Annotated in this window: 21 protein-coding genes and 1 pseudogene; 12 read left to right on the top strand and 10 right to left on the bottom strand. The window is 67.8% G+C overall.

Annotated features, from left to right (window positions below):
• The first annotated feature begins 91 nt into the window (after positions 1–91).
• The 3 genes from LGM56_RS05530 to LGM56_RS05520 all read left to right on the top strand — a co-directional run bounded on the left by LGM56_RS05530 (position 92) and on the right by LGM56_RS05520 (position 5,058).
• Positions 92–970 (top strand): MipA/OmpV family protein, encoded by an 879-nt coding sequence (locus LGM56_RS05530; RefSeq protein WP_226203384.1) that lies wholly within the window; start codon positions 92–94, stop codon positions 968–970.
• A 96-nt stretch (positions 971–1,066) separates the two neighbouring features.
• Positions 1,067–2,761 carry a VRR-NUC domain-containing protein gene (locus LGM56_RS05525; protein ID WP_226203382.1) on the top strand — a complete coding sequence of 565 codons (1,695 nt, stop codon included), beginning with the start codon at positions 1,067–1,069 and terminating at the stop codon, positions 2,759–2,761.
• A complete protein-coding gene (locus LGM56_RS05520; protein ID WP_226203380.1) occupies positions 2,758–5,058 on the top strand; it encodes an ATP-dependent DNA helicase in 2,301 nt (766 codons plus the stop codon). Before LGM56_RS05525 ends, LGM56_RS05520 begins: the two co-directional genes overlap by 4 nt.
• 105 nt (positions 5,059–5,163) lie before the next feature.
• Here LGM56_RS05520 and LGM56_RS05515 read toward each other — a convergent pair whose 3' ends face one another.
• Positions 5,164–5,937, bottom strand: coding sequence for an IclR family transcriptional regulator C-terminal domain-containing protein (locus LGM56_RS05515; RefSeq protein WP_226203377.1), 774 nt, complete (start codon positions 5,935–5,937; stop codon positions 5,164–5,166).
• A 162-nt stretch (positions 5,938–6,099) separates the two neighbouring features.
• Here LGM56_RS05515 and LGM56_RS05510 point away from each other — a divergent pair, with 162 nt between their 5' ends.
• The 3 genes from LGM56_RS05510 (at position 6,100) to LGM56_RS05500 (ending at position 7,435) form a co-directional block, all read left to right on the top strand.
• Positions 6,100–6,333: an AbrB/MazE/SpoVT family DNA-binding domain-containing protein gene (locus LGM56_RS05510; protein WP_089462651.1), complete on the top strand. Its 234-nt coding sequence runs from the start codon at positions 6,100–6,102 to the stop codon at positions 6,331–6,333.
• Complete coding sequence (locus LGM56_RS05505; RefSeq protein WP_226203375.1) at positions 6,320–6,733, top strand: PIN domain-containing protein; 414 nt, start codon at positions 6,320–6,322, stop codon at positions 6,731–6,733. The genes LGM56_RS05510 and LGM56_RS05505 overlap by 14 nt, the downstream gene beginning before the upstream one ends.
• A 213-nt stretch (positions 6,734–6,946) precedes the next feature.
• Positions 6,947–7,435 (top strand): hypothetical protein, encoded by a 489-nt coding sequence (locus LGM56_RS05500; RefSeq protein ID WP_226203373.1) that lies wholly within the window; start codon positions 6,947–6,949, stop codon positions 7,433–7,435.
• 87 nt (positions 7,436–7,522) lie between these two features.
• Here the strand turns inward: LGM56_RS05500 and LGM56_RS05495 are convergent, their stop codons facing one another.
• Both LGM56_RS05495 and shiA read right to left on the bottom strand, forming a co-directional pair.
• On the bottom strand, positions 7,523–8,824 hold the full coding sequence (locus LGM56_RS05495) for a UDP-N-acetylglucosamine 1-carboxyvinyltransferase (RefSeq protein WP_089496984.1): 1,302 nt from the start codon (positions 8,822–8,824) through the stop codon (positions 7,523–7,525).
• Between the two features lie 217 nt (positions 8,825–9,041).
• Positions 9,042–10,348, bottom strand: a pseudogene (gene shiA / locus LGM56_RS05490) (shikimate transporter).
• Between the two features lie 355 nt (positions 10,349–10,703).
• On the opposite strand from shiA, the gene LGM56_RS05485 reads away from it, so the two are divergent.
• A complete protein-coding gene (locus tag LGM56_RS05485; RefSeq protein WP_226203370.1) occupies positions 10,704–11,831 on the top strand; it encodes a 4-hydroxyphenylpyruvate dioxygenase family protein in 1,128 nt (375 codons plus the stop codon).
• A gap of 66 nt (positions 11,832–11,897) precedes the next feature.
• Here LGM56_RS05485 and LGM56_RS05480 read toward each other — a convergent pair whose 3' ends face one another.
• Positions 11,898–13,133, bottom strand: coding sequence for an NADH:flavin oxidoreductase (locus LGM56_RS05480; RefSeq protein ID WP_089496980.1), 1,236 nt, complete (start codon positions 13,131–13,133; stop codon positions 11,898–11,900).
• Positions 13,134–13,398: 265 nt separating this feature from the next.
• Here LGM56_RS05480 and LGM56_RS05475 point away from each other — a divergent pair, with 265 nt between their 5' ends.
• On the top strand, positions 13,399–14,583 hold the full coding sequence (locus LGM56_RS05475) for a DUF2252 family protein (RefSeq protein WP_226203368.1): 1,185 nt from the start codon (positions 13,399–13,401) through the stop codon (positions 14,581–14,583).
• A 26-nt stretch (positions 14,584–14,609) separates the two neighbouring features.
• On the opposite strand, the gene LGM56_RS05470 is transcribed toward LGM56_RS05475, so the two are convergent.
• The 4 genes from LGM56_RS05470 to LGM56_RS05455 all read right to left on the bottom strand — a co-directional run bounded on the left by LGM56_RS05470 (position 14,610) and on the right by LGM56_RS05455 (position 18,587).
• Entirely contained in the window at positions 14,610–15,944 is a 1,335-nt protein-coding gene (locus LGM56_RS05470) for a type II toxin-antitoxin system HipA family toxin (RefSeq protein WP_226203366.1), read from the bottom strand.
• Between the two features lie 2 nt (positions 15,945–15,946).
• A complete protein-coding gene (locus LGM56_RS05465) occupies positions 15,947–16,375 on the bottom strand; it encodes a helix-turn-helix domain-containing protein (RefSeq protein ID WP_226203364.1) in 429 nt (142 codons plus the stop codon).
• Positions 16,376–16,527: 152 nt separating this feature from the next.
• On the bottom strand, positions 16,528–17,652 hold the full coding sequence (gene ribBA / locus LGM56_RS05460; RefSeq protein WP_226203362.1) for a bifunctional 3,4-dihydroxy-2-butanone-4-phosphate synthase/GTP cyclohydrolase II: 1,125 nt from the start codon (positions 17,650–17,652) through the stop codon (positions 16,528–16,530).
• Positions 17,649–18,587 carry an alpha/beta hydrolase gene (locus LGM56_RS05455; RefSeq protein ID WP_226203360.1) on the bottom strand — a complete coding sequence of 313 codons (939 nt, stop codon included), beginning with the start codon at positions 18,585–18,587 and terminating at the stop codon, positions 17,649–17,651. The genes ribBA and LGM56_RS05455 overlap by 4 nt, the downstream gene beginning before the upstream one ends.
• A 281-nt stretch (positions 18,588–18,868) precedes the next feature.
• Between LGM56_RS05455 and LGM56_RS05450 the strand changes: the two genes are divergently transcribed.
• A complete protein-coding gene (locus LGM56_RS05450) occupies positions 18,869–20,059 on the top strand; it encodes a helix-turn-helix transcriptional regulator (protein WP_069251570.1) in 1,191 nt (396 codons plus the stop codon).
• A gap of 182 nt (positions 20,060–20,241) precedes the next feature.
• Here the strand turns inward: LGM56_RS05450 and LGM56_RS05445 are convergent, their stop codons facing one another.
• Positions 20,242–20,907 (bottom strand): cation diffusion facilitator family transporter, encoded by a 666-nt coding sequence (locus LGM56_RS05445; protein ID WP_226203358.1) that lies wholly within the window; start codon positions 20,905–20,907, stop codon positions 20,242–20,244.
• 201 nt (positions 20,908–21,108) lie between these two features.
• Entirely contained in the window at positions 21,109–21,639 is a 531-nt protein-coding gene (locus LGM56_RS05440; protein WP_144023107.1) for a hypothetical protein, read from the bottom strand.
• A gap of 414 nt (positions 21,640–22,053) precedes the next feature.
• Here LGM56_RS05440 and LGM56_RS05435 point away from each other — a divergent pair, with 414 nt between their 5' ends.
• From LGM56_RS05435 to LGM56_RS05425, 3 genes are all read left to right on the top strand, one after another.
• Positions 22,054–24,594 (top strand): hypothetical protein, encoded by a 2,541-nt coding sequence (locus LGM56_RS05435; RefSeq protein WP_226203356.1) that lies wholly within the window; start codon positions 22,054–22,056, stop codon positions 24,592–24,594.
• A 237-nt stretch (positions 24,595–24,831) separates the two neighbouring features.
• Positions 24,832–25,905, top strand: coding sequence for a hypothetical protein (locus tag LGM56_RS05430; RefSeq protein ID WP_226203353.1), 1,074 nt, complete (start codon positions 24,832–24,834; stop codon positions 25,903–25,905).
• Positions 25,906–26,008: 103 nt separating this feature from the next.
• Complete coding sequence (locus tag LGM56_RS05425) at positions 26,009–26,482, top strand: GNAT family N-acetyltransferase (RefSeq protein WP_046548532.1); 474 nt, start codon at positions 26,009–26,011, stop codon at positions 26,480–26,482.
• The last annotated feature ends 15 nt before the right edge of the window (positions 26,483–26,497 follow it).

Raw genomic sequence — 26,497 nt, 5'->3', positions numbered from 1 at the left:
TTCGCGCCGCAGGCTGCCAGCCGCTGCAGCCGAAGAGGTGCAATGCGCTTCTTCACTTCGGGTTCGTTTCGCGCAACCGACGGGGACCTTGATGACTGTTGCTCGCCCTTTGCTGTCACCCGGCGCACGCCGGTTCGTTTCCGGGGTGTCGGCCTGCGCGGCGCTCGCCGCGGCCGGCGCCCGCGACGCGTCGGCCCAGACGCCTTCACCGCTCGGCGAGTGGCAATACTCGGCGGGCGTGCCGCTCCAAAAGCTGTTCGAGCCGAATGTCTCCACCTGGGATATCAGCATGGGCGCCGCGATGACGCTGCAGCCGCGCTATGCGGGCTCCGATCGCTATCGCGTGATGGGCGGCCCGACGGTCGATATCCGCTATCGCGACCTGTTCTTCCTGTCGACCGGCGAAGGGCTCGGCGCGAACGTGCTGCGCGGGCCGAACTGGCGCGTGAGCCTGTCCGTCGGTTACGACCTCGGGCGCCGCTCGGCCGACGACATCCAGCACCTGAACGGCCTCGACAACATCAACGCGGCACCGGTGATGAAACTGGCGGCCGATTACGTGATCTCGAAGGAATTTCCGCTCGTGCTGCGCGCGGATATCCGGCGCAGCATCGGCGGCTCGAATGGGTGGGTCGGCGATTTCTCCGCATACATGCCGCTGCCGGGCAGCAACGAGCATTTCTTCTGGTTCGCGGGGCCGACCGTGTCGTTCGCCGATTCGCGCTACATGAACAGCTGGTTCGGCGTGAGCCAGGGCGCCGCCGCGCGCTCGGGGCTGCCGGCCTATTCGTCGGGGGCCGGGCTCAAGTCGGTCGGCGCGGGCGTGACGATGGCCTGGTTCGTGAACAAGCACTGGTTCATCACGATCGACGGCGCGCTCGAGCAGCTCGTCGGCCGCGCCGCGCACAGCCCGATCACGCAGCAGAAGACCAACGGCGTGTTCGACATGTCGGTGAATTACCAGTTCTGAGTGGGGCCGTGGAGTCGATCGCCGACGGGGCGTGCGGCAGTTGCCGTCACATTTGATATGATTCCGACCTGTACAAATGTACAGTGATGGATCCCCGTGACGCCTGCATCGCCGACGCCCCCGGCGTTTTACTACCTGACCAATTTCGAACGCGCGCTGGCCTGGCTCGGCGCGCGTTACGACGACCTGTTCGACGCACACGAGCACGCGTTCGTTCGGCAGTTCGCCACGCTGCCGCAGGCGTCGCGCGCGCTGCTCGTGCGGATGCTGATGCGCAACGGGTCCGACTTCCGCGCCAGCAAGCTCGTCTACGACGAAATCGGCTGCACGCTCGACGCGGTCGCGCCGCTCATCGCACTCGGCTGGGTCGATCCGGCGCCTGCGCTGACGCTCGACGAACTGTTCGCGCTGTCGACCAAGGCCGATCTGCTGCGCATCTTCCCGACACTCGCCGCGCATGCCGGCGAGCGCAAGCCCGAATGGCTCGAACGGCTGCGACCCGCGCACGACGTCGCGCAACCGCTCGACGCGTGGTGCGCGCAGGCCGGCGACCGCGTGCTGCGCGTGACGGTCGGCGCGCTGTGCGACCGGCTGCGCCTGATGTTCTTCGGCAATCTCCATCAGGACTGGAGCGAGTTCGTGCTCGCCGATCTCGGCGTGTTCCAGTACGAAAGCGTGCCGATCGCGCCGTCGTCGCGTGCGTTCCAGCAGCGCGGCGACGTCGACGCGTACCTTGCGCTGCAGATGTGTCGCGACGCGCTCGACGCGTGGCCCGACGATCTGCCGTTCGACGACCTGATGCGCGCCATCGACGCGGTCGGCTGCACCCAGCCGTGGCTCGTGACGCGTCGCGCGAAGCTGCTGTTCGCGCTCGGGCAGACGTGTGAGCGCCGGGCCGACTGGGACGGCGCGCTCGACGCATATGCACGCAGCGCATGGCCCGGCAGCCGCCATCGGCGCATCCGCGTGCTCGAACGCTGCGGGCGTGACGACGAGGCGCTCGCGCTGGCGCTCGATGCGCGCGGCGGCTTCGAGAGCGACGAGGAGCGCCAGCGTGTCGAGCGGATGCTGCCGCGCCTGCAGCGCCGGCTCGGCCAGCGCGTCGAACGTGCTGCCGCGGCGGCGGACGTGCCGCGCGAGACACTCGTGATTGCTCGCCCGGATGCATTCGTCGGTGTCGAATTCGCGGTGCGCGACCATCTTGCGCAGCCGGCTTCGCCGGTCCATTACGTCGAAAACACGCTGATCAATTCGCTGTTCGGGCTGCTGTGCTGGGAACCCGTGTTCGCCGCGGTGCCCGGTGCGTTCTTCCACCCGTTCCAGCGCGGCCCGGCCGATCTGCACGCACCCGATTTCGTCGCGCGTCGTGCGGAAGCGTTCGCCGCGTGCTTTGCGCAGCTCGATTCGGGCGCGTATCGCGACACGATCCGCCGGCATTTCGCGACGAAGGCCGGGCTGCAATCGCCGTTCGTGTTCTGGGGCGTGCTGACGGACGCGTTGCTCGACGAGGCGCTCGCGTGCCTGCCGCCCGAGCACCTGCGGCTGTGGTTCACGCGCCTGCTCGCGGATATCCGCAGCAACCGCTCGGGGTTGCCCGATCTCGTCCGCTTCTGGCCCGGCGAGCGCCGCTACGAGCTGATCGAGGTGAAAGGCCCCGGCGACCGCCTGCAGGACAACCAGACGCGCTGGCTCGCGTACTGCGTCGCGCACGGCATCCCGGTGCGCGTGATCGATGTCGAGTGGGCCGGCGAGGGCGTCGCGCACGCCGAAGCGGCGGGGCTGTCCGCATGAGCTACGTCGTCGCGGTGCGGGCGATGTGCGAGTTCACCGCGCGACGCGGCGACCTCGACCTGCGCTTCACGCCCGCACCGACCGCGCTCGAAGGCATCGCCGGCCACGGTGCGGTCACGTCGAATCGCGGCGCCCGCTACGAAACCGAGATCGCGCTGACGGGCACCTGGGGCACGCTCACCGTGCGCGGCCGCGCGGATGGCTACGACCCGGTGGCGAACCGTCTCGAGGAAATCAAGACCTATCGCGGCAGCCTCGATGCGATGCCCGACAACCACCGCGCGCTGCACTGGGCGCAGGCAAAGGTCTACGCGCACCTGATGTGCGACGCGCGCAGCCTCCCGGAAATCGACGTCGCGCTCGTCTATTTCGACATCGTGTCCGAGCGCGAGACGGTGCTGACGCAAACGCTGGGCGCGGCCGAGCTTGCGACGTTCTTTGCCGAGCAGTGCGCGTGCTTCGTCGGCTGGGCCGAGCGCGAGACGGCCCATCGGGCGGCGCGCGATGCGGCGCTGCGCGCGCTGGCGTTTCCGCACGATCAGTTCCGCAGCGGCCAGCGCGAGCTGGCGGTGGCCGTCTATCGCGCGGCGCGCGACGAGCGGTGCCTGATGGCGCAGGCGCCGACCGGCATCGGCAAGACGCTCGGCACCGTGTTTCCGCTGCTGAAGGCCTGCGGCGAGGGCGAGCTCGATCACGTGTACTTCCTGACCGCGAAGACGCCCGGCCGCGCGCTCGCGCTCGAAGCGGCGACGACGCTCGGCGCCGGCACGCCCGTGCTGCCGCTGCGCGTGCTGGAACTCGTCGCGCGCGACAAGGCGTGCGAGCATCCGGACAGCGCATGCCACGGCGAATCGTGTCCGCTCGCGAAAGGCTTCTACGACCGGCTGCCGGCCGCGCGCGATGCGGCGATCGAGGCCGGGCTGCTCGACCGCGAGACCGTGCGCGCAGCGGCGCTCGCGCACGACGTGTGCCCGTACTACCTGTCGCAGGAGCTCGCGCGCTGGTCCGACATGGTGATCGGCGACTACAACTACTACTACGACGGCAGCGCGATGCTGCACACGCTCGCGCAGCAGAACCAGTGGCGCGTCGGCGTGCTCGTCGACGAAGCGCACAACCTGCTCGATCGCGCGAGGAAGATGTACAGCGCATCGCTCGATCCGTTCGCGTTCGCGGCGGCCCGCGAGATTGCGCCCGCGGCGCTGCGCAAGGCGTTCGACCGGCTCGCTCGCGCCTGGGGCTCGGTCAGCCGCGCGCAGGCCGAGCGCTATGCCGCGTATCCGGAGATCCCGGGCCCGATCGTGTCGGCCGTGCAGAACCTCGTTGCAGCAATCGGCGAACACCTGGCCGACGCGCCGCGCGCGAACGGCGATGCACTGCTGCGGTTTCATTTCGAGGCGATCCAGTTCGGCGTGCTGGCCGAAGCGTTCGACAGCGCGTCGATCTTCGACGCGACGCTGCACGGCGAACCGATGCCGCGCCAGCCGGCGCTGGACGGCGTGGCGTCGGCCGGCCGCCGGCGCCGCGTCCAGTCGACGCTGTGCGTGCGCAACGTGATTCCAGCCGGCTTTCTTGCGCCGCGCTACGAAGCCGCGTGCGCGACCGTGCTGTTCTCGGGCACGCTGAGCCCGTTTCATTTCTATCGCGACACGCTCGGGTTGCCCGGCGACACGGGCTGGCTCGACGTCGACGGGCCGTTCCGCGCCGAGCAACTGACGGTGCGCGTCGCGAGCCACGTGTCGACGCGCTGGCGCGACCGCGACCGTTCGCTCGAACCGATCGCCGACCTGATCGCCGCGCAATACGCGACACGGCCCGGCAACTATCTCGGCTTCCTGAGCAGCTTCGACTACCTGGGGCGCGTGGTCGCGCTGATGCAGACGCGGCATCCGGACGTGCCCGTCTGGGCGCAGGCGCCCGGCATGGCGGAAAGCGAGCGCGACGCCTTTCTCGCCCGCTTCGACGCAGGCGGGCGCGGCGTCGGCTTCGCGGTACTGGGCGGCGCGTTCTCGGAAGGCGTGGACCTGGTCGGCGAGCGGCTGATCGGCGCGTTCATCGCGACGCTCGGGTTGCCGCAGGTCAACGACGTCAACGAGCAGATGCGGCGTGCGATGGACGCGCGCTTCGGCAACGGCTACGACTACATGTACCTGTACCCGGGCTTGCAGAAAGTCGTGCAGGCGGCCGGGCGCGTGATCCGCACCGAGCACGACGAAGGCGTCGTGCACCTGATCGACGACCGTTACCGGCGGCGCGAAGTGCGCGACCTGCTGCCGCGGTGGTGGAGGATCGGGTGAGACGGACGAGGCGCTGCCGGCAGACTGCCGATTCGGGCAGGTGAGCGCCATCCGTCGCGTAGCGAGATCGGGCGGCCGCAGACGCGGCCTGGGTGAGTGCTGCCGCTACAGCACATTCAGCATCGCGAGCGCGGTTTCCTGCAGATGCGGCAGGACGCGCCGCACGGCCGCGTCGGTCGTCTCCGCGCCGATCGGCATGTTGGTGCTCAGCGCGGCGACCACTTCACCGTGACGGTTCTTCAGCGGCACCGCGATCCCGCGCACGCCGACCTGCAATTGCTGTTCGATCGCCGCGAAACCGGCGTCGCGTGCCTGGTCGACCTGTTCGAGCAGGCGCGCCTTGTTGGTGATCGTGTGCGGCGTGAACGGCGGCAGTTCGGTGTCGTCGAGCCACGCGCGCACGGCTTCGCGATCCGGATGATGAGCGAGCAGCACGACGCCGGGCGACGTCAGCGGCGCCGGCACGCGCGCGCCGAGCACGAAGCCGGTCGTCATCACCCGCGACACGCCGTTGCGCGCGATGAACACGAGCTCCCAGTCGTCGAGCACGCTCACGTACGCCGACTCGTTCAGCGATGCGCTCAATTGCTGCAGATAGGGCTGGACCGTGCGCGGCAGGCGGGCCGAATCGAAGTACGACCAGCCGACCCGCAGCACGCGCGGCGTGAGACCGTACAGCTTACCGTCGGTGTACACGTAGCCGAGTGATTCGAGCGTCAGCAGGTAGCGCCGCGCGGCCGTGCGCGTGAGGCCGGTGCGCGCGGCGGCCTGGGTGGGCGTCATGCGCGCATGCTGGCTGTCGAACGCCTCGAGGATCGCCAGGCCTTTTTCGAGGCCGGCTATCCAGTCGCGTCGGTCGAGTTCGGGCTTTTTCGTCATCGTGAGCAGGCGTCGGAATGCGCGGTCATCGCGCGTGAATGGGCGATTATCGCGCACCTTTTTAGGTGGATGGCGTGCGGAGGACGGGATCCCCCATTTGGCCAGCTTTGCCGACGGGAGACTGGGATATACAATTGAAGACGTATATCCAAGGAGGTCCATATGCAGGTTGCAAAGTGGGGCAATAGTCTGGCCGTCCGCCTTCCGGCCAGTGTGGTCGACGCTCTGGAGCTTCGCGAAGGTGACGACATCGAAATCGTGGTCGATAGCCCTCGCGTTTTCGCCGTGAGTCGCAAGCCCAGGCCCGAAGAGCTTCTGCAGCGGTTGCGGCGTTTCCGTGGCAAGTTGCCCGCCGATTTCAAGTTCAGCCGGGATGATGCGAATGAGCGGGACTGATGCGACGCGATCGTTCGTCGACAGCAACGTCGTGCTTTATCTGTTGTCCGAGGACGATCGCAAGGCGAACCTGGCCGAGTCGCTCCTGCTTCGGCGGCCGACCATCAGTGTCCAAGTATTGAACGAGGTAGCCAGTGTCTGCAGTCGCAAATTGCGGATGCCGTGGATCGACGTGGGGCAGTTTCTGGAGCCGATCAGGGGTTTGTGCCGTGTCGTGCCGATCTCGGTCGATACACACGACCTGGGGCGAAAGCTGGCGGAGCGGCACGGCTTGTCGTTTTACGACGCGTGTATCGTTGCAAGCGCTTCGATCGAGGGCTGTGAATACCTCTACACCGAGGACATGCACGACGGCTTGTGTGTGGAGGGCGGGCCGGTGCTGAAAAATCCGTTCGCGTGAGTACCGACGGTTTCAGTTGCCCGCCCCGCGCGTCTGTCAGCGCAGGCGAACATGACATCGGGCCAAACCCGGCATCGACTTGAACTGGACATGAAAATCCGACAATCCCTGTTTATCGCGTACACCGCGTTCGTGCCGTTACTTGCCGCTGCCAACTCCTCGGCTGACACGTCATTGCCGCGTCCGACCGCCGACATCCGCGCGTGGCCGCGCATGACGTCACCGAAATTCGGCTGCTACGTCGAAACGTCCTTCGGCTACCGTGACAAGCGCTTCAATTGCGCGCTGAAGCAGTACCGGAACACCGGCGACGCGTGCAAGAACACGAAGGCCTACTACGAGGGCCCGGCGTTCCCCGACCGGCTCGCGGCCAGCGTGCATCCGCTCGCGACGAAGGTCGATCTCGACTGGGAGCAAGGCAGGCTGCAGATGGTCACCGTCACGCTGAAGGGAACATGGAACGAAGCGGACGTGCGCAAGGCGTTCGGGCTGCCGCGCGCGGAAGGGAGCAAGCTGACCGAAGCGGAGCTGCGCTCGGAGCCGGGCAACCTGATGGACACGAGTGTCCAGTATCCGTCGTCTCCGCTCGATGAAGGCCTGGCGAAACGCCCGAGCAACCCCGCGCGCGGCACGACGGCCGTGATGCTCTACGGGTTCGACCACATGGGCGGCGGCGATGTCGATTGCGGGGGAGGCGAGTAAAGCAGGAGGGAGCGGCCGGCGCAGGCGCCGGCCGGGTGGGGAGGATGGTACGGCTGTTCGCAGCGCTTGCGCCGTACCGTCAGGGCTTTACTCGCTGCTCGTCCATTCGACGTTCGCGCCGACCGAGCGCAGGTTCTCGACGAAGTGCGGGTGAGCACGGCGGATCGGCAGCGCGTTCATGATTTCCGAGCGGCCTTCGATACTCGCGGCCACCATCAGCAGCGCGATCGCGACGCGGATGATGTACGGGCTCTCGACGCGCGCCGGCGTCAGCTGCAGCCCGCCGAACGTGATCAGCCGGTGCGGATCGGACAGCAGCACGTGCGCGCCGAACTTCGACAGTTCGCCGGACCAGCCGAGCGCGCCGTCGTACACCTTGTTCCAGAACATCGCGCTGCCTTCCGCACGCACGCCGAGTGCGATGAAGATCGGCAGCAGGTCGACCGGCAGGTACGGCCACGGCGCGGCTTCGACCTTGGTGAGGATGTTCTGCGTGAACGGCCGGCGCACGCGCAGCGGGCCGTCGCGTTCCGCGCGCGACCAGCCGTCGCGGTGCGTGACGGTCACGCCGAACTTCGCGAACGTGCGATCGATCAGCGGGAAATGTTCGGGCGACGAGTTGCGCACCGTGATGTCGCCGCCGGTGATCGCGCCGAGCGCGAGGAACGTCGCGATCTCGTGGAAATCCTCCGCGAAGCGGAACTCGCCGCCGCCGAGCTTGCGGCCGCCCGTCACGCACAGCCGCGACGTACCGATGCCCTCGATCGCGACGCCGATCATCGCGAGGAACTGGCAGAACTCCTGCACGTGCGGCTCGGACGCGGCGTTCATCAGCGTCGACGTGCCGTTGGCGGCTGTCGCGCAGAGCGCGAAGTTCTCGGTGGTCGTGACCGACGCGTAGTCGAGCCAGTGGTCGTTGGCCGTCAACGGGCCGTCGGTACGGACGATCAGCGAATCGGGCGTGCGCTCGATGTGCGCGCCGAAGCGCTCGAATACCTCGACGTGCGGATCGATCTCGCGCACGCCGAGCGTACAGCCCTTCACGTCGTTCTCGAGGCGCGCGACGCCGAAGCGCGCGAGCAGCGGGGGGATCAGCATGATCGACGAGCGCATCGCTTCCGGCAGCCGGTGAACGGCCGGATCGAATTTCGTGTTGCGATGGTGGAGTTCGAGCAGGCCCGTCGTGAAGTCGACCGACACGTCGCTGCCGAGCGTGCGGAAGATGTCGAGGATCTTGCGCACGTCGGTGATGTCCGGCACGCCGATGAGGCGCAGCGGCTGATCGGTCAACAGGGTGGCGCACAGAATCGGCAGGACGGCGTTCTTGTTCGCGGACGGCTTGATGTCCCCGCGCAGCGGAGTGCCGCCGTGGACGATGAGATTCGACATGATATGGGGGCGTATCGGTGACTGACGTAGGCCCATATGATGCCATTGGTCGGCACGCGGCGTGGCATGTTCAGCGGGGAAAAGGGCGAATCGACGCGTGTAACTGACAGTGTTTGACGTCGTGCGCTCGAACGCGAGGCAGTGGCGCCATTGCAGGTCATCGTCGAGCCACGCGGGATGGCCGGCCGCGCATCGGGCCGGCCATCCGGTCAGCGTGTTACTGCGCCGCCCGCATCCGCGCGGCGACCACCAGCGAGATCAGGCAGCCCACCGCGAGATAACCGGCGACGAGGTGCCACGAGCCGCCGGCCACGCTGACGAGGCCGACCGCGATGAACGGCGTGAACCCGCCGCCGACCACGCTCGCGAACTGGTAGCCGACGCCCGCGCCGCTATAGCGGTACTCGGCGCCGAACAGCTCGGTGAACAGCGGCTGCTGGACGCTCACGACCATGTCGTGCGCGGCGTTAGCGAGCAGGATCGAGAAGATCACGATCCATGCGAGCGACCGCGCTTCCAGCGCGACGAAGAACGGCACCGCGGACGCGAGGCCGATCAGCGCGCCGATCAGGTAGATGCGGCGCAGGCCGTAGCGGTCGGCCAGCCACGCGAAGCACGGGATCGTCACGCAGCTCACCGCGCCCACCAGCAGGCCGATGTTCAGGAACAGGTCGCGCGACATGCCGAGGTTCGTCGTCGAATAGCTGAGCGCGAACGCGGTGACGATATACATCGTGAACAGTTCGGCCAGGCGCAGCGCGATGATCAGCAGGAATGCCTTCGGATGACGCGTGAGCGCTTCCAGCACCGGCAGGCGCAACTTGCGGTTGCCGTGTTCGACCTTCTCGACGAACTCCTGCGATTCGTCCATGTTCTTGCGCACCCACAGCCCGATCAGCACGAGCACGATGCTGAACACGAACGGCAGGCGCCAGCCCCACGACTTGAACGCGGCCTCGCCGAGCGTGTGGCTCAGGATCGACACGATGCCCGTGGCCAGCACGAGGCCGACGCCGTAGCCGACCTGCACGCCGCTGCTGTAGAACGCCTTCTTCTGCTTCGGCGCGCTCTCGACGGCCATCAGCGCCGCGCCGCCCCATTCGCCGCCGACCGCGAAACCCTGGATCGCGCGCATCAGCACCAGCAGCACGGGCGCCACCAGCCGATCGTCGAGAACGCCGGCAGCAGGCCGATCGCGACCGTCGACAGCCCCATCAGCATCACGGTCAGCACCAGCATCCGCTTGCGGCCGAGCCGGTCGCCGTAGTGGCCGAACACGACGCCGCCGAGCGGCCGGAACAGGAAGCCGACGCCGAAGGTCGCGAACGCCGCGAGCGTGCCCATCGTCGGGCTGACTTTCGGGAAGAACTCGGAATTGAATACCAGCGCGGCGACGATCCCGTACAGCAGGAAGTCGTACCAGTCGACGACGGCGCCCACGAAGCTGCCGATCGCGGCCTTGCGGGCCTGGCTGCGTATGCGGGCGCCGGCTGCGGCGTCGAGGGTGTCGAAGGTTGGGGTCATGGCGATGTCTCCTGGCACGGCGCATCGTGGAATCGTGGCGGCGCCGCGTCCGATGCTGCATTGAAGTCGATGAGTGAACGGAGAATAGGGCGCGCGCCGCACGGCGGCAATTGGCCAATCGGACAGAGTGCGCGATTAGCGTTCAAGTCCGTGCGATTATCGAACGCTTTTCGGGTTTGCACTAGGCGGCGGGACGATATCCCGTTTGGCCAGGGTGTGCCGCCGTGAACGAACTGGTTAAAATTGGCGCATTGAAAACTCGCCTGTTCGGAGCGGACGCGCGGTCGCCACCCTGGCCGCGCCTTCCGCACGCAACGAGCGCCATCCCCATCGACGCATGCCCCCGGAGACTGGAATGCCCGGCAATTCCCACCCCCTGTCCTGCGATACGCCGCCCGCTGCCGATCCGGCTGCCAATCCGCTCGGGATGGCCGGCCTCGAGTTCGTCGAGTTCGCGGCGCCGGTACCGGAAACGCTCGCGCAGCGCTTCGAGCAGCTCGGCTTCAAGGCGATCGCACGCCACGTCAGCAAGAACGTCACGCTCTACCGGCAAGGGCAGATGCACTTCCTGATCAACGCCGAGCCCGACTCGTTCGCCGCGCGCTACGCGGAGGAATACGGGATGGGCGTCTGCGCGATCGGGCTGCGCGTGGCCAGCGCCCGGCGCGCGTTCGAGCGGGCGATCGAACTCGGCGCGTGGGCGTTCGAGGGCGAGAAGGTCGGCGTCGGCGAGCTGAAGATTCCGGCGATCCAGGGCATCGGCGATTCGCACCTCTATTTCGTCGACCGCTGGCGCGGGCGTGACGGCCAGCGCGGCGGCGTCGGCGATATTTCCATCTTCGACATCGATTTCCGGCCGATCGACATCGCAACCGCACATACCGACCTCGACTGCGTGGGTGTCGGGCTGCAGCAAGTCGATCATTTCACGCAGACCGTCGGCGCAGGGCGCATGCAGGAGTGGCTGGATTTCTACCACGACCTGCTGCATTTTCGCGAGATCCACGAAATCGATGCGCACTGGCACGTGTCGGAGGAATCGCGTGTGATGGTGTCGCCGTGCGGCGCGGTGCGGATTCCGGTCTATGAGGAAGGCACGCGGCGCACCGAGCTGATGCATGCGTACCTGCCCGACCACCCCGGCGAGGGCGTGCAGCACGTCGCGCTGGCCACCGACGACATCCTGTCCTGCGTCGATGCGCTGCGGGCGAACGGCGTCGAATTCGTCGAGCCGCCGGCCCGCTATTACGACGACGTCGACGCACGGCTGCCGGGGCACGGCGTCGACCTCGATGCGCTGCGCCGCCGCGCGGTGCTGGTCGACGGGGAGATCGGCAGCGACGGCGTGCCGCGCCTGTTCTTCCAGACCTTCGTCAAGCGCCGGCCCGGCGAGATCTTCTTCGAAATCGTGCAGCGCAAGGGGCACCACGGGTTCGGCGAAGGGAATCTCGCGGCACTCGCCCGCGCACGCGACGCCGGCTGAGCGGCCGCGGCGCCCGCATCAGGCATCAGGCATCAGGCGTCGGGCATCACGCGTTCACGTCAAACCTCAGATGCCTGCGGCCGGCACGCGGTTCGGCGCGGGGTCGTTCGGCTCGCGCAGCACGCACGCGGTGCCGCCCGGCGTGTACATCGACACGACACAACGGTTGCACGACGTGCAGCCCGACTGCGCGAGCCGGCCGTCGCGCAGCCCGTTGACGAAATCCGGTTCGAACACGAGCGCACGTGCGAGCGCCACCGCATCGAACCCTTCGCGCATCGCCCGCTCGACGTTCCCGCGTGAACGCACGCCGCCGAGGTAAGCGAGCGGCATCCTGACGGCCGCGCGCACCTTCCTCGAGTGCTCGAGGAAATACATCTCCCGAAACGCGCCCATCTTCGGCTCGGTGAGCTTCTGCAACGCCATTGCCGCGCGCACGATCGCGTTGTCGGCATTCGCGCGGGCCTCGCCGGGCAACGGGCTGCCGAACAGCTGCCACACCGATTCGACGTTCATCCCGCCGCTGAGCACGAGCAGATGCGCGCCTTCGGCTTCGAGCCGCCGCGCGACTTCGCAGGCATCGTCGGCCGTACCGCCGCCGCGCACACCTTCGGTCACGCCGATCTTGCAGACGACGGCGAGGTCGCGGCCCACCGCATCGAGCACGCGGCGCAGCACCTCGGCCGGGAACGCGGCACGCCGCGCCGCGTCGCCGCCATACGCATCGCGGCGGCGGTTGTACAGCGGCGACAGGAACTGGCTGAGCAGATAGCCGTGCCCCATGTGGATCTCGACTGCGTCGAAGCCGGCGTCGCGCGCATGGCGTGCGGCCTGCGCGAATTCGTCGGCGATGATCGACATCTGGTCACGCGTCATCGCCTGCTTCAGGAAGCGGCCGCTCATCACGCCGACCTTGTTGAAGCCGCCCGACGCGCTCAATGGCCGCTTGGTCGACAGCGACGGCAGGAACGTGAAGCAGCCGCCGTGCGTGATCTGCGCGGATGCGGCGGCGCCGTGGCGATGGACGGCATCGGTCAGCGCGCGGAACTGGCGGACCGTCGGCGCGTCGAGCCGCGCCTGGTCGACGAACGTGCGGCCGTCGTCGCTGATCGCGCAGTACGCGACGGTCGTCAGCGCGGCGCCGCCTTCGGCGATGCGTTCGTGAAAGCGGACGAGCGCGCGCGACGGCACGCCGTTCGGCGTCATGCCCTCGTTGGTGGCGGACTTGATCAGGCGGTTGCGCAGCGTCAGCGGGCCGATCTGCAGCGGGCTGAACGCGGGAGACAGTTCGGTGGGTTCCATGTCGGGAAGACGTCGGGAATGGGTTCGACGGTCATTGTGCGCAACCCGCACCGGCGCGCATCGTCCAGGTGGATGGCCCCGATCCGGCCGAATGAAGCATGAGACGGCAGGCCGGGGGTTCGGACTTTGGCGACGCTGCCGGTTTGCAGAATGGCATCGATCAATGGCATCGTGACGAAGCGGCATGCCGCACACACGACAGGAACATCCGGAGAACCGAATGAGCAGCCAGTCACAGCCGAAGCAGAAACAAAAGCAGACTCGCATGCCGAAACCCGCCGGGCGCCAGGCGATCCTCACCGAACAGCGCCGTCGGAAGATGGCGCGTTCACCCCACGCGTACGTGCGCGGCAATACGGCGCGTTTCTACGAATGGCTCGTCGAAACCAACGGCAGCGCACTGCCGCACGGGCCGTCGATCTGGATCTGCGGCGACTGCCATACCGGCAATCTCGGCCCGGTCGCGAACAGCGAAGGGAAGGTCGACGTGCAGATCCGGGATCTCGACCAGACGGTCATCGGCAATCCCGTTCACGACCTGATCCGCCTCGGGCTTTCGCTGGCGACGGCCGCGCGCGGGTCCGCACTGGCGGGCCTGACGATCGTGCACATGATGGAGGCGATGACGGCGGGTTATACGTCGGCATTCGGCAGCCGCCACGCGAAGCTGCCCGAACGCCCCGAACCCGTGCACCTCGTGATGAAGCAGGCCATGCGCCGCTCGTGGCGGCAACTCGCGGTCGAACGGATCGAAGGGCTCGCGCCGACGATTCCGCTTGGCCGTCGCTTCTGGCCGCTGAGTGCGAAGGAATCCCGTGCGATCGGCAAGCTCTTCGGCGACGATGCGATCGCGTCACTCGCGACGAGCCTCAAGGGCCGCAAGGACGGGGGCAAGGTCGACGTGCTCGACGCGGCGTACTGGGTGAAGGGCTGCAGTTCGCTGGGACGGCTGCGCTACGCGGTGCTGCTCGACATCGACGGCGACGTGAGCGACGGCGACGACCTGTGTCTGATGGACATCAAGGAGGGCGTGGCGGCCGCTGCACCGCGCGACGAAACGGCCGCGATGCCGCGCGACAACGCCGAGCGCGTCGTGGAAGGCGCACGGCATCTGTCGCCGGCCCTCGGCGAGCGGATGCTGGCTGCCCGCCTGCTCGATCGCGCGGTCGTGATCCGCGAACTGCTGCCGCAGGACCTGAAGCTCGACATCGATCTGCTCGCCGAGGACGATGCGCGTGACGTCGCGCGCTATCTCGGTGCGGTGGTCGGCGTGGCCCACGCGCGCCAGATGGACAAGCCGACACGCGCGGCGTGGCGCACCGAACTCGGCCGCAACCGCGCGAAGACGATCGATGCCCCGATGTGGCTGTGGAACAGCATCGTCCAGCTCGTGAGCAGCCATGAAGCGGGGTATCTGGAGCATTGCCGGCGCTTCGCCGCCGGCGCGTAGCGTATCGCCGCGGGCGACGGCCGAGGCTACCCGGCCGCGTCCAGCTTGCGGGCCTGCCGTCGCATGCCCTCGAAGATCGCATCCGCCACGTCCGCCGGAAACGCCGCCGGGATCTGCGCTGCAGCCTCGGTGATCGCGGGTTCCGTGCGCGCGACGACGGCTGCCATCGCGGCGTGCACGTCGTCTTCGGTCAGGCCGACACGCCGGCCCTGCGCGATCCAGTGGCGCGGCTGGATCTCGCCGATCACGTAGTGCCGGTTATTCCCGCACACGGCCATCGCGAGCCGGGCGCGGCGCGGCGGAAGCTGGTTGCGGCGCGTGCCGATGATCGGATGCGCGGACAGGACGTCGTACAGCGGCGTGCTGCGGTAGGTGTTGCCGGGCAAATGCGCGATGCTGAAGTTCTTCGCGTGGCCATCGATCGCCGCCAGCACCCAGAACACGAGCTGCGCGACGAAGAAATTCATCCGGTCGCGCGCAGCGTCGGCCGAATTCGCGAGGATGCCCATGATCGTCTCGATGCCGGGGCCGCCGTCGGATTCGTATTTCGCGCCTGCGGGCGTGCCGGTCGCCTGGCACATGTCCTCCTGCGGCAATCGCAGGATCCACGTGCGGTCGCGCGATGGACGCCGGTCGAAGCGCTCGACGATCAGCGCTTTCTGGTCGTCGAACCGGCCGATCTCGCACGGTGCGACCGGCAGGCCGTACGCGGCGACGAGCGTCGAGCATAGCCATTCGTTTTCGACGGACGTCCGCATGTCGGCCTGCATGTTCCCGACGCGTCCGAGCGGCAGCTTGAAGATGTGCGTCGTCGGCGTGCTGCCCAATGGCCGCAGCCAGCGGTTTCCCTGACGCAGCAACGCGGTCTTTTCCTGCGCGCCGGCAATCGACAGGCGCAGGTCGCTTTCCAGCTCCGCGCGGCCGGGCAGCGGCGTGGCGGTCGCGTGGCGCAGCACGTCGGCGACGTCCGCGTCGTCAAGCGTCATGCCGTCGATCGCCTCGAGATCGACGGGCGTCTCACCGGGCGGCAGCATCTGGATCGCGCCGACGCAATCGCGGCCGATCGACGCGAGCAGCTCGAACGGCGCCGTCGAGCGGAGCCGGTAACGCTGCGCGATGCGACGGCGGATCGGCTCGCTGTCCGGCAGCAGGTTGTCGAAGTAATCGGCGACGATCGCGCCCCGGTGCGGCTGGTTGCCGGGCGTGAAGGGCAACGACAGCGACAGCGGCCGCCCCTGTGGATCGTCGAGCCATTCAGGCAGGTAGACGAGGCGCTCGATGCCGCGCCGGACTTCCCAGTAGCCGACCGGAATGCCGTTCATCCACAGGTCGAGCCGGTCGTGGCGGCCACGCGTGGCCATCGTCACCAGTCCTCCCGCTTCGAAACCCGGGGCTTGCCGGGTGCTGCGTCAGTGGGCCGCTTGCGCTTGGCGCCGGTTGCAGGTTTGGCTGGATTCTTGGCGGGCGTGGTGCCGCGGGCCGTTTCCTGCTTGCGCTTGCTCGAGGTCGGTTTCCGAACCGCCGGCGCGGCATCGGGCACCGGCACGGGATCGGCCGATGCCGCCGACACGTCCTGCTTGCCCAGTGCGAGCGTCATGTGAACGCCGAGCGCGTTCAGCACTTTGAAGAGCCGCTCGATGCTGACCGCCGACGGGTTGGCCTCGAGTTGCGCGTAGGATTGTTGCGTGACGCCCAGACGGGCAGCCAATTGCGCCTGCGTGAGGCCCGCGGCTTTCCGGAAGCCGACGAGTATCGGACGCAGTTGGGTCAGGGTCTGGACAGGAAAAGCCATCGGGCGCTCCGCAGGATGACAAGCGGTCGTTTGTAATCTGAAAATACAGCCTATGGTATGTATTGTCAAAATACAAATGATAGGCTGTATTCAATAAAAACAAACGATAGACTGTCAAATGAAGACCCCGCCGGCCATCCCGCGTCGACACCTCACGCCGCCCGCAGCGGATTCGCCTGCACGCTCCGCGCGCTTTCCGGATCGTCGTCGCCGAGCGGAATGAACGCCATGATCTCGAGGTCATGCCCCGACAACGCCGGCAGCCGGAACGGGCTCGACAGCACGTTCAGCCGCCGCACGCCGAGCTCGCGCAGGATCTGCGAGCCGATCCCCGTCACGCGTCCGTCGCGGCGCGCATGGCCGGTCGGCACCCGCGTCGCGTCGCCACGCATGTCGCAGTCGAGCAGCACCGCCACCCCGCAGCCGGCCGCGTCGATCCGTTGCAGCGCGGCGTGCAGCGGCCACGAGTGCGCGGACGGCTCCGCATCGAGCAGGTCGAGCAGCGAATGGCATTCGTGCACGCGCGTCAGCACCGGCGTCGACGGATCGGGCTCGCCGCGCACGAGCGCGAGATGCGGCGCGCCGTGCACCGTATCGCGATACTCGATCGCGCGGAATCGTCCCCAAGGCGTATGCAGCGGCCGCTCGCCGATGCGCTCGACGAGCGACTCGTGTTCGCGTCGGTAATGGATCAGGTCGGCGATCGTGCCGATCTTCAGCCCGTGATGCGCGGCGAACGCCTTCAGCTCGGGCAGCCGCGCCATCGTGCCGTCGTCGTTCATCACCTCGCAGATCACCGACGCGGGCGTGAGCCCCGCGAGCGCCGCGAGATCGCAGCCGGCCTCGGTGTGTCCCGCACGCACGAGCACGCCGCCGGGGCGCGCGGCGATCGGGAACACGTGGCCGGGCTGCACGAGATCGTCCGGGCGGGCGCCGGCCCGCACCGCCGCGCGGATCGTGTGCGCGCGATCGGCCGCCGAAATGCCGGTCGTCACGCCGTCGGCCGCCTCGATGCTGACGGTGAACGCGGTGCCGAACGGCGTGCCGTTGTGATCGGCCATCGGCGGCAGCTTCAACTGCTCGCAGCGCTCGGCGGTCAGCGTGAGGCAGATCAGCCCGCGCCCGAAGCGCGCCATGAAATTGATCGCGTCGGGCGTCACGTGATCGGCCGCGATCACGAGATCGCCTTCGTTCTCGCGATCCTCTTCGTCGACGAGCAGGACCATCCGGCCCGCCCGCAGTTCGTCGACGATCTCCAGCGTGCCGGCGAGCGTCATCGTGCCTCCGTCAAATCGAACGCGCGACGCAGCGCGTCGGCGCCGAAGGTCAGCACGCGGTCGGCTGCATCGATCGCGCCGAGCATGCTCGCGAAACCATGAAGCTGGCCCGGCCAGCGCACGAGCGCCACCGGTGTGCCGGCCTGCGCGAGGCGCAGCGCATACGCTTCGGCCTCGTCGCGCAGCGGATCGAATTCGGCGCTGACGATCGTCGCCGGCGCCACGCCGGCGACGTCCGGCGCGGCGAGCGGGCTCGCGAGCGGCGACGCGCGATCGGCGCCGTCGTCGAAATAGTGGTGCTTGAACCAGCGCATCGCGTCCGCCGTCAGGAAATAGCCGTTGCCGAGCGTTTCGTACGACGGATGCTCGGTCGCGCAATCGACGACCGGATACAGCAGCAACTGGTGCGCGATCGCGATGCCCGAGCCGCGCAACTGCAGCGCGGCGACCGCCGCGAGATTGCCGCCGGCGCTGTCGCCGGCCACGGCGATCGCCCCGGCGCGCGCGCCGAGATCGCGCGCACTGGCGGCGGCCCAGCGCACCGCGTCGCATGCGTCGTGCGCGGCCGCCGGGAAGCGTGCCTCGGGCGCAAGCCGGTAGTCGACCGACAGCACGAGCGTGCGCGCCCGGGTGGCAAGGCTGCGGCACAGGTTCGCATGCGTATCGATCCCGCACGACACGAAGCCGCCGCCGTGGAAGAACACGGTCAGCGGCAACGGCCCATCAGTGGCGGGCCGATACAGCCGTGCGGACAACTGACGGCCCGACAGCGGAATCCGCCAGTCCTCCTCGGCGGCGACGGCATCGCCCGGGGCGAACGCGCCGCCGGCGGCAAGGCTTGCGCGATACGCGGGAACGGTCAGCTGCGCGAAATCGATCGCGGGTGCCTGGGCAAACGCGGCGAGCAGCGCCTGCGCCTGTGGGTCGAGCGGCATGGGGACTCCTGTCTGAATCGGATGCGTTTTGAATCAGGTAAACCCGTGTCGCGGTTTTCCCTGAGTCCGCGCCGGACGCTTGCCGGCACGGCCTGACGGGCATTCCAGCGCAGCGGGCAGGGCGCCACATCATCCGATCGGACGATGGTTCGTTCGCACGGATGGCCAATTCTCACCATTCAGTGAATCTCCCGATGACGCCGGAATTTAGACGCGTCTTAATCATGGCGGCGCGGTTGGGTCGCGCCGGAAACATGCCGTATGGAGGATGGAGCGTGCTGATGGAGACGAGATGGGCTCCGCAAGAGAGCCAGGCAACCAGTGACGAGGCCGACATCGGCGTCGCGGATTTCAGCGAACTGATGGCGCGCATCTACCAGGGGCCGCTGGAGACGCCGCCATGGGCCGGCGCGCTCGAACTGGTCCGCCGTTGGCTGCAGGCGAACTACGTGACGCTGATCCTGCGCGCGGCCGCCAGCGACCGCCGCGCGCCGCTGTCCGTGCACGCGTCGGAATTCGGCCCAGTGGTGCCGGGCGACGGCGAGGCGTCGTACAACAACTACTACTATTCGCTCGACCCGTTCGTCGGCCTGCCGGCCGATCGCGTGGTCACGGTCGACGACGTGTTCGGCGACACGGGCTGGTTGTCGAGCGAGCTGTACAAGCAGTTCCTGAAGCCGCAGGACGTGCGTTATATCCTCGGCGCCGACCTGCGCACGGCGTCGGGCGTCGAGTGCCGCTTCCGCGTGTGCCGCAACCATGCGTCGAAGCAGTTTTCCGCGCGCGACAAGGCGATCTGCGCGCTGCTGCTGCCGCACCTGAAACGCGCGGTGGAATTGCATTCGCGGCTCGACACGGCCGAGGTCGAACGCTCGATCTATGCGAATGCGATCAACCGGATGCAGATCGGCACGATCACGCTCGACGAGAACGGCACGATCATCGACCTGAACAGCGTGGCCGACGAGATCCTCAAGCAGAACAACGGTCTGACGATTGCGCGCGGCACGATCGAGGCGACCGATGCGCAGGAGAACCGCACGCTGAAACGGCTGATCCGCCATGCGGTGATGGGGCACCACGGCACGGCCGCGGCGACCGTCGAGGCGATGCCGATCACGCGCAGCTTCGACAAGCCGCGCCTCGGGCTGCTGGTGCGCACGGTGCTGCTGTCCGACTGGTCGGAGGACAACAAGCGGCGGCCGGCCGTCACGCTGTTCCTGCGCGACCCCGACCGCAAGCCGCAGGGCGCGCAGGAAATCATCCGCAAGCTGTTCGACCTGACGCCCGCCGAGACGTCGCTCGCGCTGCTGCTGACGAACGGGTTGACGCTCGAGGAAGCCGCGGAGGAATCGGGGATCAGCAAGAACACGGCGCGTACGCACCTGCGCGCGATCTTCTCGAAGACAGGAGTCACGCGCCAGGCGACGCTCGTGCGGATTCTGCTCGGGAGTGTCGTGCCGCTCGGGTAAGCGACCATCAAGGTCGATCCATCGGAACCGGCCGCATTCGTCTGGCGATACATCGACAGGGGGCGACGTGTCGCGTATGGCACGATGCGGGCGGCGACGTCATGCAAAAGAGGCTCGCACCGCGCGAGCCTCTTCTCCATTCATCGCCGATAGCGGCTAATGCAGGGCGATGCCCGCTGCGTTCACGAGCCGCGCGTCGACCGATCGGCCCATGCCGACAGCGCCGGCCACTGTACACAGCCGCGCCGGATGAAACCCACACCCGTGCGGATCACGAGTGCGCCGATCGCCAGCGCGGCCAGATCGTCGAGACGACCGAAACCGACCCATGCCGCGCTCATCGCGAGCGCCGCCAGCAGCGACGACAGCGCATCGGTCCGCACATGCCAGCCGCTCGCCTCGAGCAGCGCGGAGCCGGTCTCGCGCGCCTTGCGCAGCATCCAGTGCGACAGCCCGGCCTTGCCGACGAGCGTGAGCGCGACGAGCGCGAGCGCCGTCGCGCCCGGCTGCACGACGGGCGGCGTGGCAAAACGGTTTGCCGCGTGCCAGATCATCTGCGCGCCGGTCGCAACGAGCAACGCGCCGAGGCCCGCGAGCGCGAGCGGTTCGTAGGTCGGGCGCCGCGCCGGCGGCAGGCGCGCGTCGAGCCGGCACGCGACGAGAATCAGCGCATCGGCGGCGAGATCGATCGCCGCGTGGGCGACGTCCGCGAGCAACCCCGACGAATGCGCGGACCACGCCGCGACCGTCTCGACAGTGAGCAGCAGCAGGTTGATCGCGAGGCTGACGGCGAGGGCGCGGGACGTGGCCGCATAGACGTGGGGCGTGGCGCGCGACGTGCGCTGCATGGCGAATCCGTCTGTCGATAGCGTGGGTCAGCCCCGAACGCTACCGGTCGACGGTGGCAGATCGGTGACAGCGGTGCAATCGCGGGAACGGCCACGCGCAACGGTGTTGCCGTGTGTCAGGCGCGTCGCCGTCAACGCGCCGATCTGCTCGCCGGCGCTGCCCGACCGGATCGGGCAGGGAACCGGTTGCCGGTACGCGGCTTACTTGTCGTACCAGGTGTGGATTTTCGATGCACCCTGTTGCTGCAGGTATTGCTGAAGCTCCTGCTCGTTGCGGACCGATGTGGTCTGGTTGATTTGACGGTCGGTGATGTCGAGACGGTCGCCGACCCGTTTCGCGGACACCAGGTGACCGATGCCCGAATCGCGTTGCATGCCGAGCGCGAACTGGTGACCTTCGGGGAATTGCGCGAGCCCCTTGACGAGATCGTCGGCGGTGCCCTGACGATGCTCGACGTTGCCGTTGTTGATGTGCTTGAACGCGGCGGTCACCGTATCGGGCTGCATGCCGTGCGCGCTGATGTCTTTCACGTCCTGCTCCGACAGCCCGAGCTTCTGCACCACGGTGGGTTCGGACCAGCCGGTGAGGGACGCGATGGTATGCAGGCCGCAATCGTTCTGCGTGCCGGCGTGAAACGGCGTCGTGCCGTTGTCCGCGCCCATCGTGGCACCCGTTGCACCTGCGCCGCGCTTCGGGCGCGCCATCGACGACAAGTCGGATAGCTTTCCCAACGATGCTGCAGGCGCCCGCGGCTTTCCCGCGGAAGGCTCGATCGGGCTGTCCTGCGTGTGTTCGGAAACGGCACCGTTGCGGGCAGACGAAATTTTCATGGTGGAAATGCTCCAGGGAGAATCGGGAGGACGCCGGCGGCCCCGGTCAGGCAACGGTGTTCCGGGGAAGATGCGACGGTCGCCGGACAGGTCGAATCGAGTGTAGTGGATGCGTCATGCCTGAAACCGTGACGCATTCGGATCCCCGAACGTCTTTTCGCATTCACCGCGCAACGCGCAGCGCCGCTGTCGGCATCCGTGCGCGGACGAGCCTGAACGGCCTTCGCGAAAGTGGCGCTCGCTTCGTATCGCTGCCGGATCCGCGCCCGCACTATGCCAACGTAGCGCGCAATACGATCCTGCCGCGAGATCCCCATGTTCCGAAAGATCAGCAATGCCGTGCTCGAGCGGCGGCAGCCCGAGCCCTCGACGACGTCCGGCGAACGCAAGGCGAAGCAGAAGGCTCCTCCGGTCGCGACGCCGCCACCGCAGCTTGCCGGGCTGGATACGCGCTCGCCCAGGAAGTCGGCGGAGACGCCGCGGGAATCGCCGTCCGACTGGGGCGCGGAAACGCTGAAGGCGCTGGATGGCGTCGCGCGGCCCGGCGCGCTGCCGGGCCGCGAGCGCGCGACGGGCTTCACCGTCAGGAAATCGCCGTCGCTACGCTCGAACACGTCGCTCGCTTCGCTGAAATCGAAAAGCCGGCCCGCATCGATCACCGACAAGACGAGCGAGGTCGAACCGTCCGAGCCCCGGCATGTGCCGGCCGTCGTCGCGGCCACACTGCACGAGACGGAGACCGGGACGACACCGGTCGCGAAGGCCGCCAAGACGCCCGAGACCGCGGATCCGTCCGCAACGGGCGACCATGTGGCGCGTCTCGGTCGCGTATTCGACACGTATTTCGGCGAAGCCGCCGGCGTCGACACGCCGGCCGTCACGCCGCCGTCCGTCAAACCGCCTTCCGGCAAGGACAAGCACACGCCGGTGGTCGCCGATGTGCCGCAGGCAGCGCGCAACGCACAACTCGACGCGACTCGCGCGTCCAACGAGCGCTTCGAGCGGTCGCTGGCCGGTCAGGACATGCAGCCGATCCGCAACAGCGGCCGCGACAACAACTGCTCGATTTACGCGCTCGTGCAGTGCGCGAGGCCGGACCTCGACGGTCCGGCGCTGGACCAGGCGGTGAGCGAGATCCGCGCCGGCTTCGACGCGCAGCACCCGGACGAGAGAGGCAGGATGCTGCTGCTGGACACCAACGAAGGCGGACACGGCGCGGCACTCGTCTCGCTCGTGAACGAGAAGTTCGGGGTCGACATGCAGGTCGGTGTCGTGCAGGCGGGGGTCGACGACACGCATCCGGTCACGACGCTCGGCCAGTTTCACGGCAGCCAGCATCGCGCGGGACAGGTGCCGACGCACCGTGTCGTCGTCTGGGACCAGCACGGGCACTTCGAGGCGATTACCAGTACACCGGGCAAGGCAGCCGGCAGCGGGATCGACGCGACGAAACCGAAGCCGGCGTCGCCGACCCCGACCGTCACGACCCCGCCGCCGGCCGACCTGGCCACGGGCAAGCGCGCCGACGACCCACCCAAAAAGACGGACGGAACGACGAACACCGGCAAGAAGGAAGCCGCGCCGCGCCCGCATGGCGAAGCACTGGGCCAGCTCGTGCCGAACGCCTCCGTCGGCGCGAAGGCGCTACGCAGATTCGGGCGATGGATCAAGGTCGACAACGAGAACGCGCTTCCCCAACTGCTGAACAGGACGAAACCGGAAGGCGGGATCGTGCAGGGGCTGACGAAGGCGCATCTGACCGCCTCGCCGGCGTCCGCGCTGGCCCTGGCGCACGAAGGCGTGAATACGGTCTACGCGGCGCAGGAGCTGGGCTCGTCCGCGCTGCGCAAGAGCCGCTACCAGAAGCAGTTGGGGAACTGGCCGGCTTCCGCCGACGAGCCGAAGGTCGCGACGGGCGGCCACGAGGTGCCGTTGTCGGAAGTCGCGGGAAAGACCGACTTCCAGTCCCGCTACGATCTCAAGGTGGCGATCCTGAATCAGCCCGAGGGCCCCCAGCGGGAGAAGATGCTCGACGTGCTGACCGGGCGCTACATCGCCGAGGTCCAGGGCAAGAACCGCGTGGTCCGGTCAGCGATCAAGACGACCATGTCGGCCGTGGGGATCGGGGCCGGCGTCGGTCTCGCGGTCGGCACGCATGGCGCCGCGCCGGCGGCGATCGCAGGCGGCGCGATCCTGTCGGGGCGCGACCTGCTCGACAACCGCAAGGCCGCCCACTCGCTCAAGCAGCACTACCGCGACAAGAAGATGGCGGCCATCGCCGATGGCGCGATGCGCAACCGGCTGGAGAAACAGTTCGACGGCGAGCCGGGCGCGACGGAAAAGGGCGATTGGGACGGCATTCGCGACACCGTCAACCAGCAGCGCATCGGGCGCTTCCTGCCGCTCAAGTTCGACCTGTTCGACGAGAACAAGTCGACCGACAACAAGAAGCAGGAAGTCGACCTCGTGAAGAAGCATGCGGCCGCGCGCGTGGTCGGCATGCTGGAGGAAAGCCACGGCCGCCAGTCGCTGGCGCCCGCCTATCTGCAGGCGAGCGGCGGCGTGCGTCACAAGGAGTTGAAGGCGTTCTATCGCAAGGCGGTCGACGACGACCGGCGAGCCGACGGCGGCAGCGACATCGCATCGGCATTGCAACTGATGCGCGATCTCGGGATGTCGAAGATGGAGGCGATCGCCCACCTGCGGACCGCGGCCGGCGGTGTCGCGCAGAAGCCGCTCGACGAGGATCAGGCCAAGCAGATGAAGGACGATCCCGATCCGATCGTCAGGCTGATGGCGCAGTCGCCAACCGACCGTCTCGAATCGGCACTCGGTTCAGCGATGGGGCGGCGCTAGCGGCGCGGCAATCGCCGGCGATCGGCGAAGAAGCCGGCAATTGCAGAGGGAGCGGTCAATTTTTCATGATCGCGATTTTGAGTCAGGTAATTATGACGCGTTGCAATCGATATTTCGCTTCGTATTTATGCGCGTCGATACGTGCCGGTTCCCGTGTCGGGTCATCCACTCACCTATATTGACCGCACGAAATGCAAGCCGGGTAAATACTTCCAATCAAAGACAGGAGTGTCCGATATGGCCGCGAATATCACGATTACCGTCAGTCCGTCGACGACCACGCCGACCGACTTCGGCAATTCAGGCGCCAATGGTGCATCGTCGGCGAATCAGCCGGTGAACCTCACGCTGGACGCCGGTTCGCTGGCCGCGCTCCTGAAGCCGCCGGCCGGCGGTAACAATGGCGTGAACGGCCTCGGTGGCGCGGGCCAGGGGCTGCACAACGTCAAGCTGAGCTCGGACAAGGGTACCGTGCAGGTGCAGATGGACAGCCAGGGCAACCTCTACGACAAGAGCGGCAAGAGCATCGGCAAGCAGAACCCGGACGGCTCGTTCACCTTCGACAGCGGCAAGAGCCCCGAGGCCGAAATCCTGAATACCGGCTCGGCGAACGGCAAGCACCAGCCGCAAGGCCGTGAAACGATGGATGCGTCCGACGTCAGCGTGTCGGCGGGCGATCTCCGCGGCCCGAACGGCAACGGAAACGGCAGCCCGGACGCCGGTTCGACGATCCCGGTGAGCTACCCGCAAAACAACGGCGGCAACAGCGTGCCCGGTGGCGGCCAGAACGCCAACTTCGGCATGGGCAATGCGCCGACCGGCGGCCAGACCATCACGATCACGCTCGGCGACGGCGCGTCGCCGAACGGCAGCGTGCCGCCATCGGGCAACTCGCCGTATGCGAACGGCGGGCTACCGGTCGGCCTGAGCGGCTCCGGACAGGCCGGCCAGGGGCTGCACAACGTGAAGCTGAGCACCGACAAGGGCACGGTGCAGGTGCAGATGGACGATCAGGGCAATATCTACGACAAGAGCGGCAAGAGCATCGGCAAGCAGAACGCGGACGGCTCGGTCACGTTCGACAGCGGCAAGAGCACCGCAGCCGAGATCCTGAACACCGGCTCGACGAACGGCAAGCATCAGCCGCAGGGCCGCGAAACGATCGACGCGTCCGATGTCAGCGTGTCGGCGGGCGACCTGCGCGGCAGCCAGGGCGAAGCGCAGGATGCGGCGACCGGCAAGGAAGTCGAAAAACTCAGCCAGTTGGGGCTGGGACCGGTGGATCCGCAAGGGCAGACGGTCACCGTCTGACGCAGCGGGCACGGCCGGACCGGCAGCGGCAATCCGCCGGCCCGGATACGACGGACGACGCGGCGGGCGCGACGCGCCTCGCCGCATGGCACTCGCAATTGGCATGAGACGGCTCATTCTGGATCGAAGCGAGGACGTGATGCAGTTCGTGGCGTCCTTGACGGGGGAAGCGCGTTACCCCAACTACGACGACGCGATCGGCCTCGAGAAAGATGGCCGACTCGTGGCCGGCGTCGTGTATCAGGCCTACAACGGCCCCAACGTGGCGATGCATTTCGCGGTGGCCGGCTCGCCGCACGTCATCACGCCCGGATTCGTCTGCGCGGCGTTCCGCTTCCCGTTCATCCTGTTGCGCTGCAACCGGATCAGCGGCTACGTCCGCGCCGACAACCCGGCCGCGCAGCGGCTCGACGAAAATCTCGGCTTCCGGCGCGAAGGGGTGATTCGCGAGGGGGCGTCCGACCGGACCGACTTCATCCTCTACGGCATGCTGAAACACGAGTGCCGGTTCCTCGACGGCCGCTACCTGGCGGCGATGAACCGCGACCTCGCACAACCGGAAGCGGTCGTGCCTTGAAACGGGTGAACCGAT

The sequence above is a fragment of the Burkholderia sp. AU38729 genome, assembly GCF_020419725.1.
GTDB lineage: Bacteria > Pseudomonadota > Gammaproteobacteria > Burkholderiales > Burkholderiaceae > Burkholderia.
Note: the sequence above shows the minus strand (reverse complement) of the source record. Positions and strands in the feature narration are given on the sequence as shown.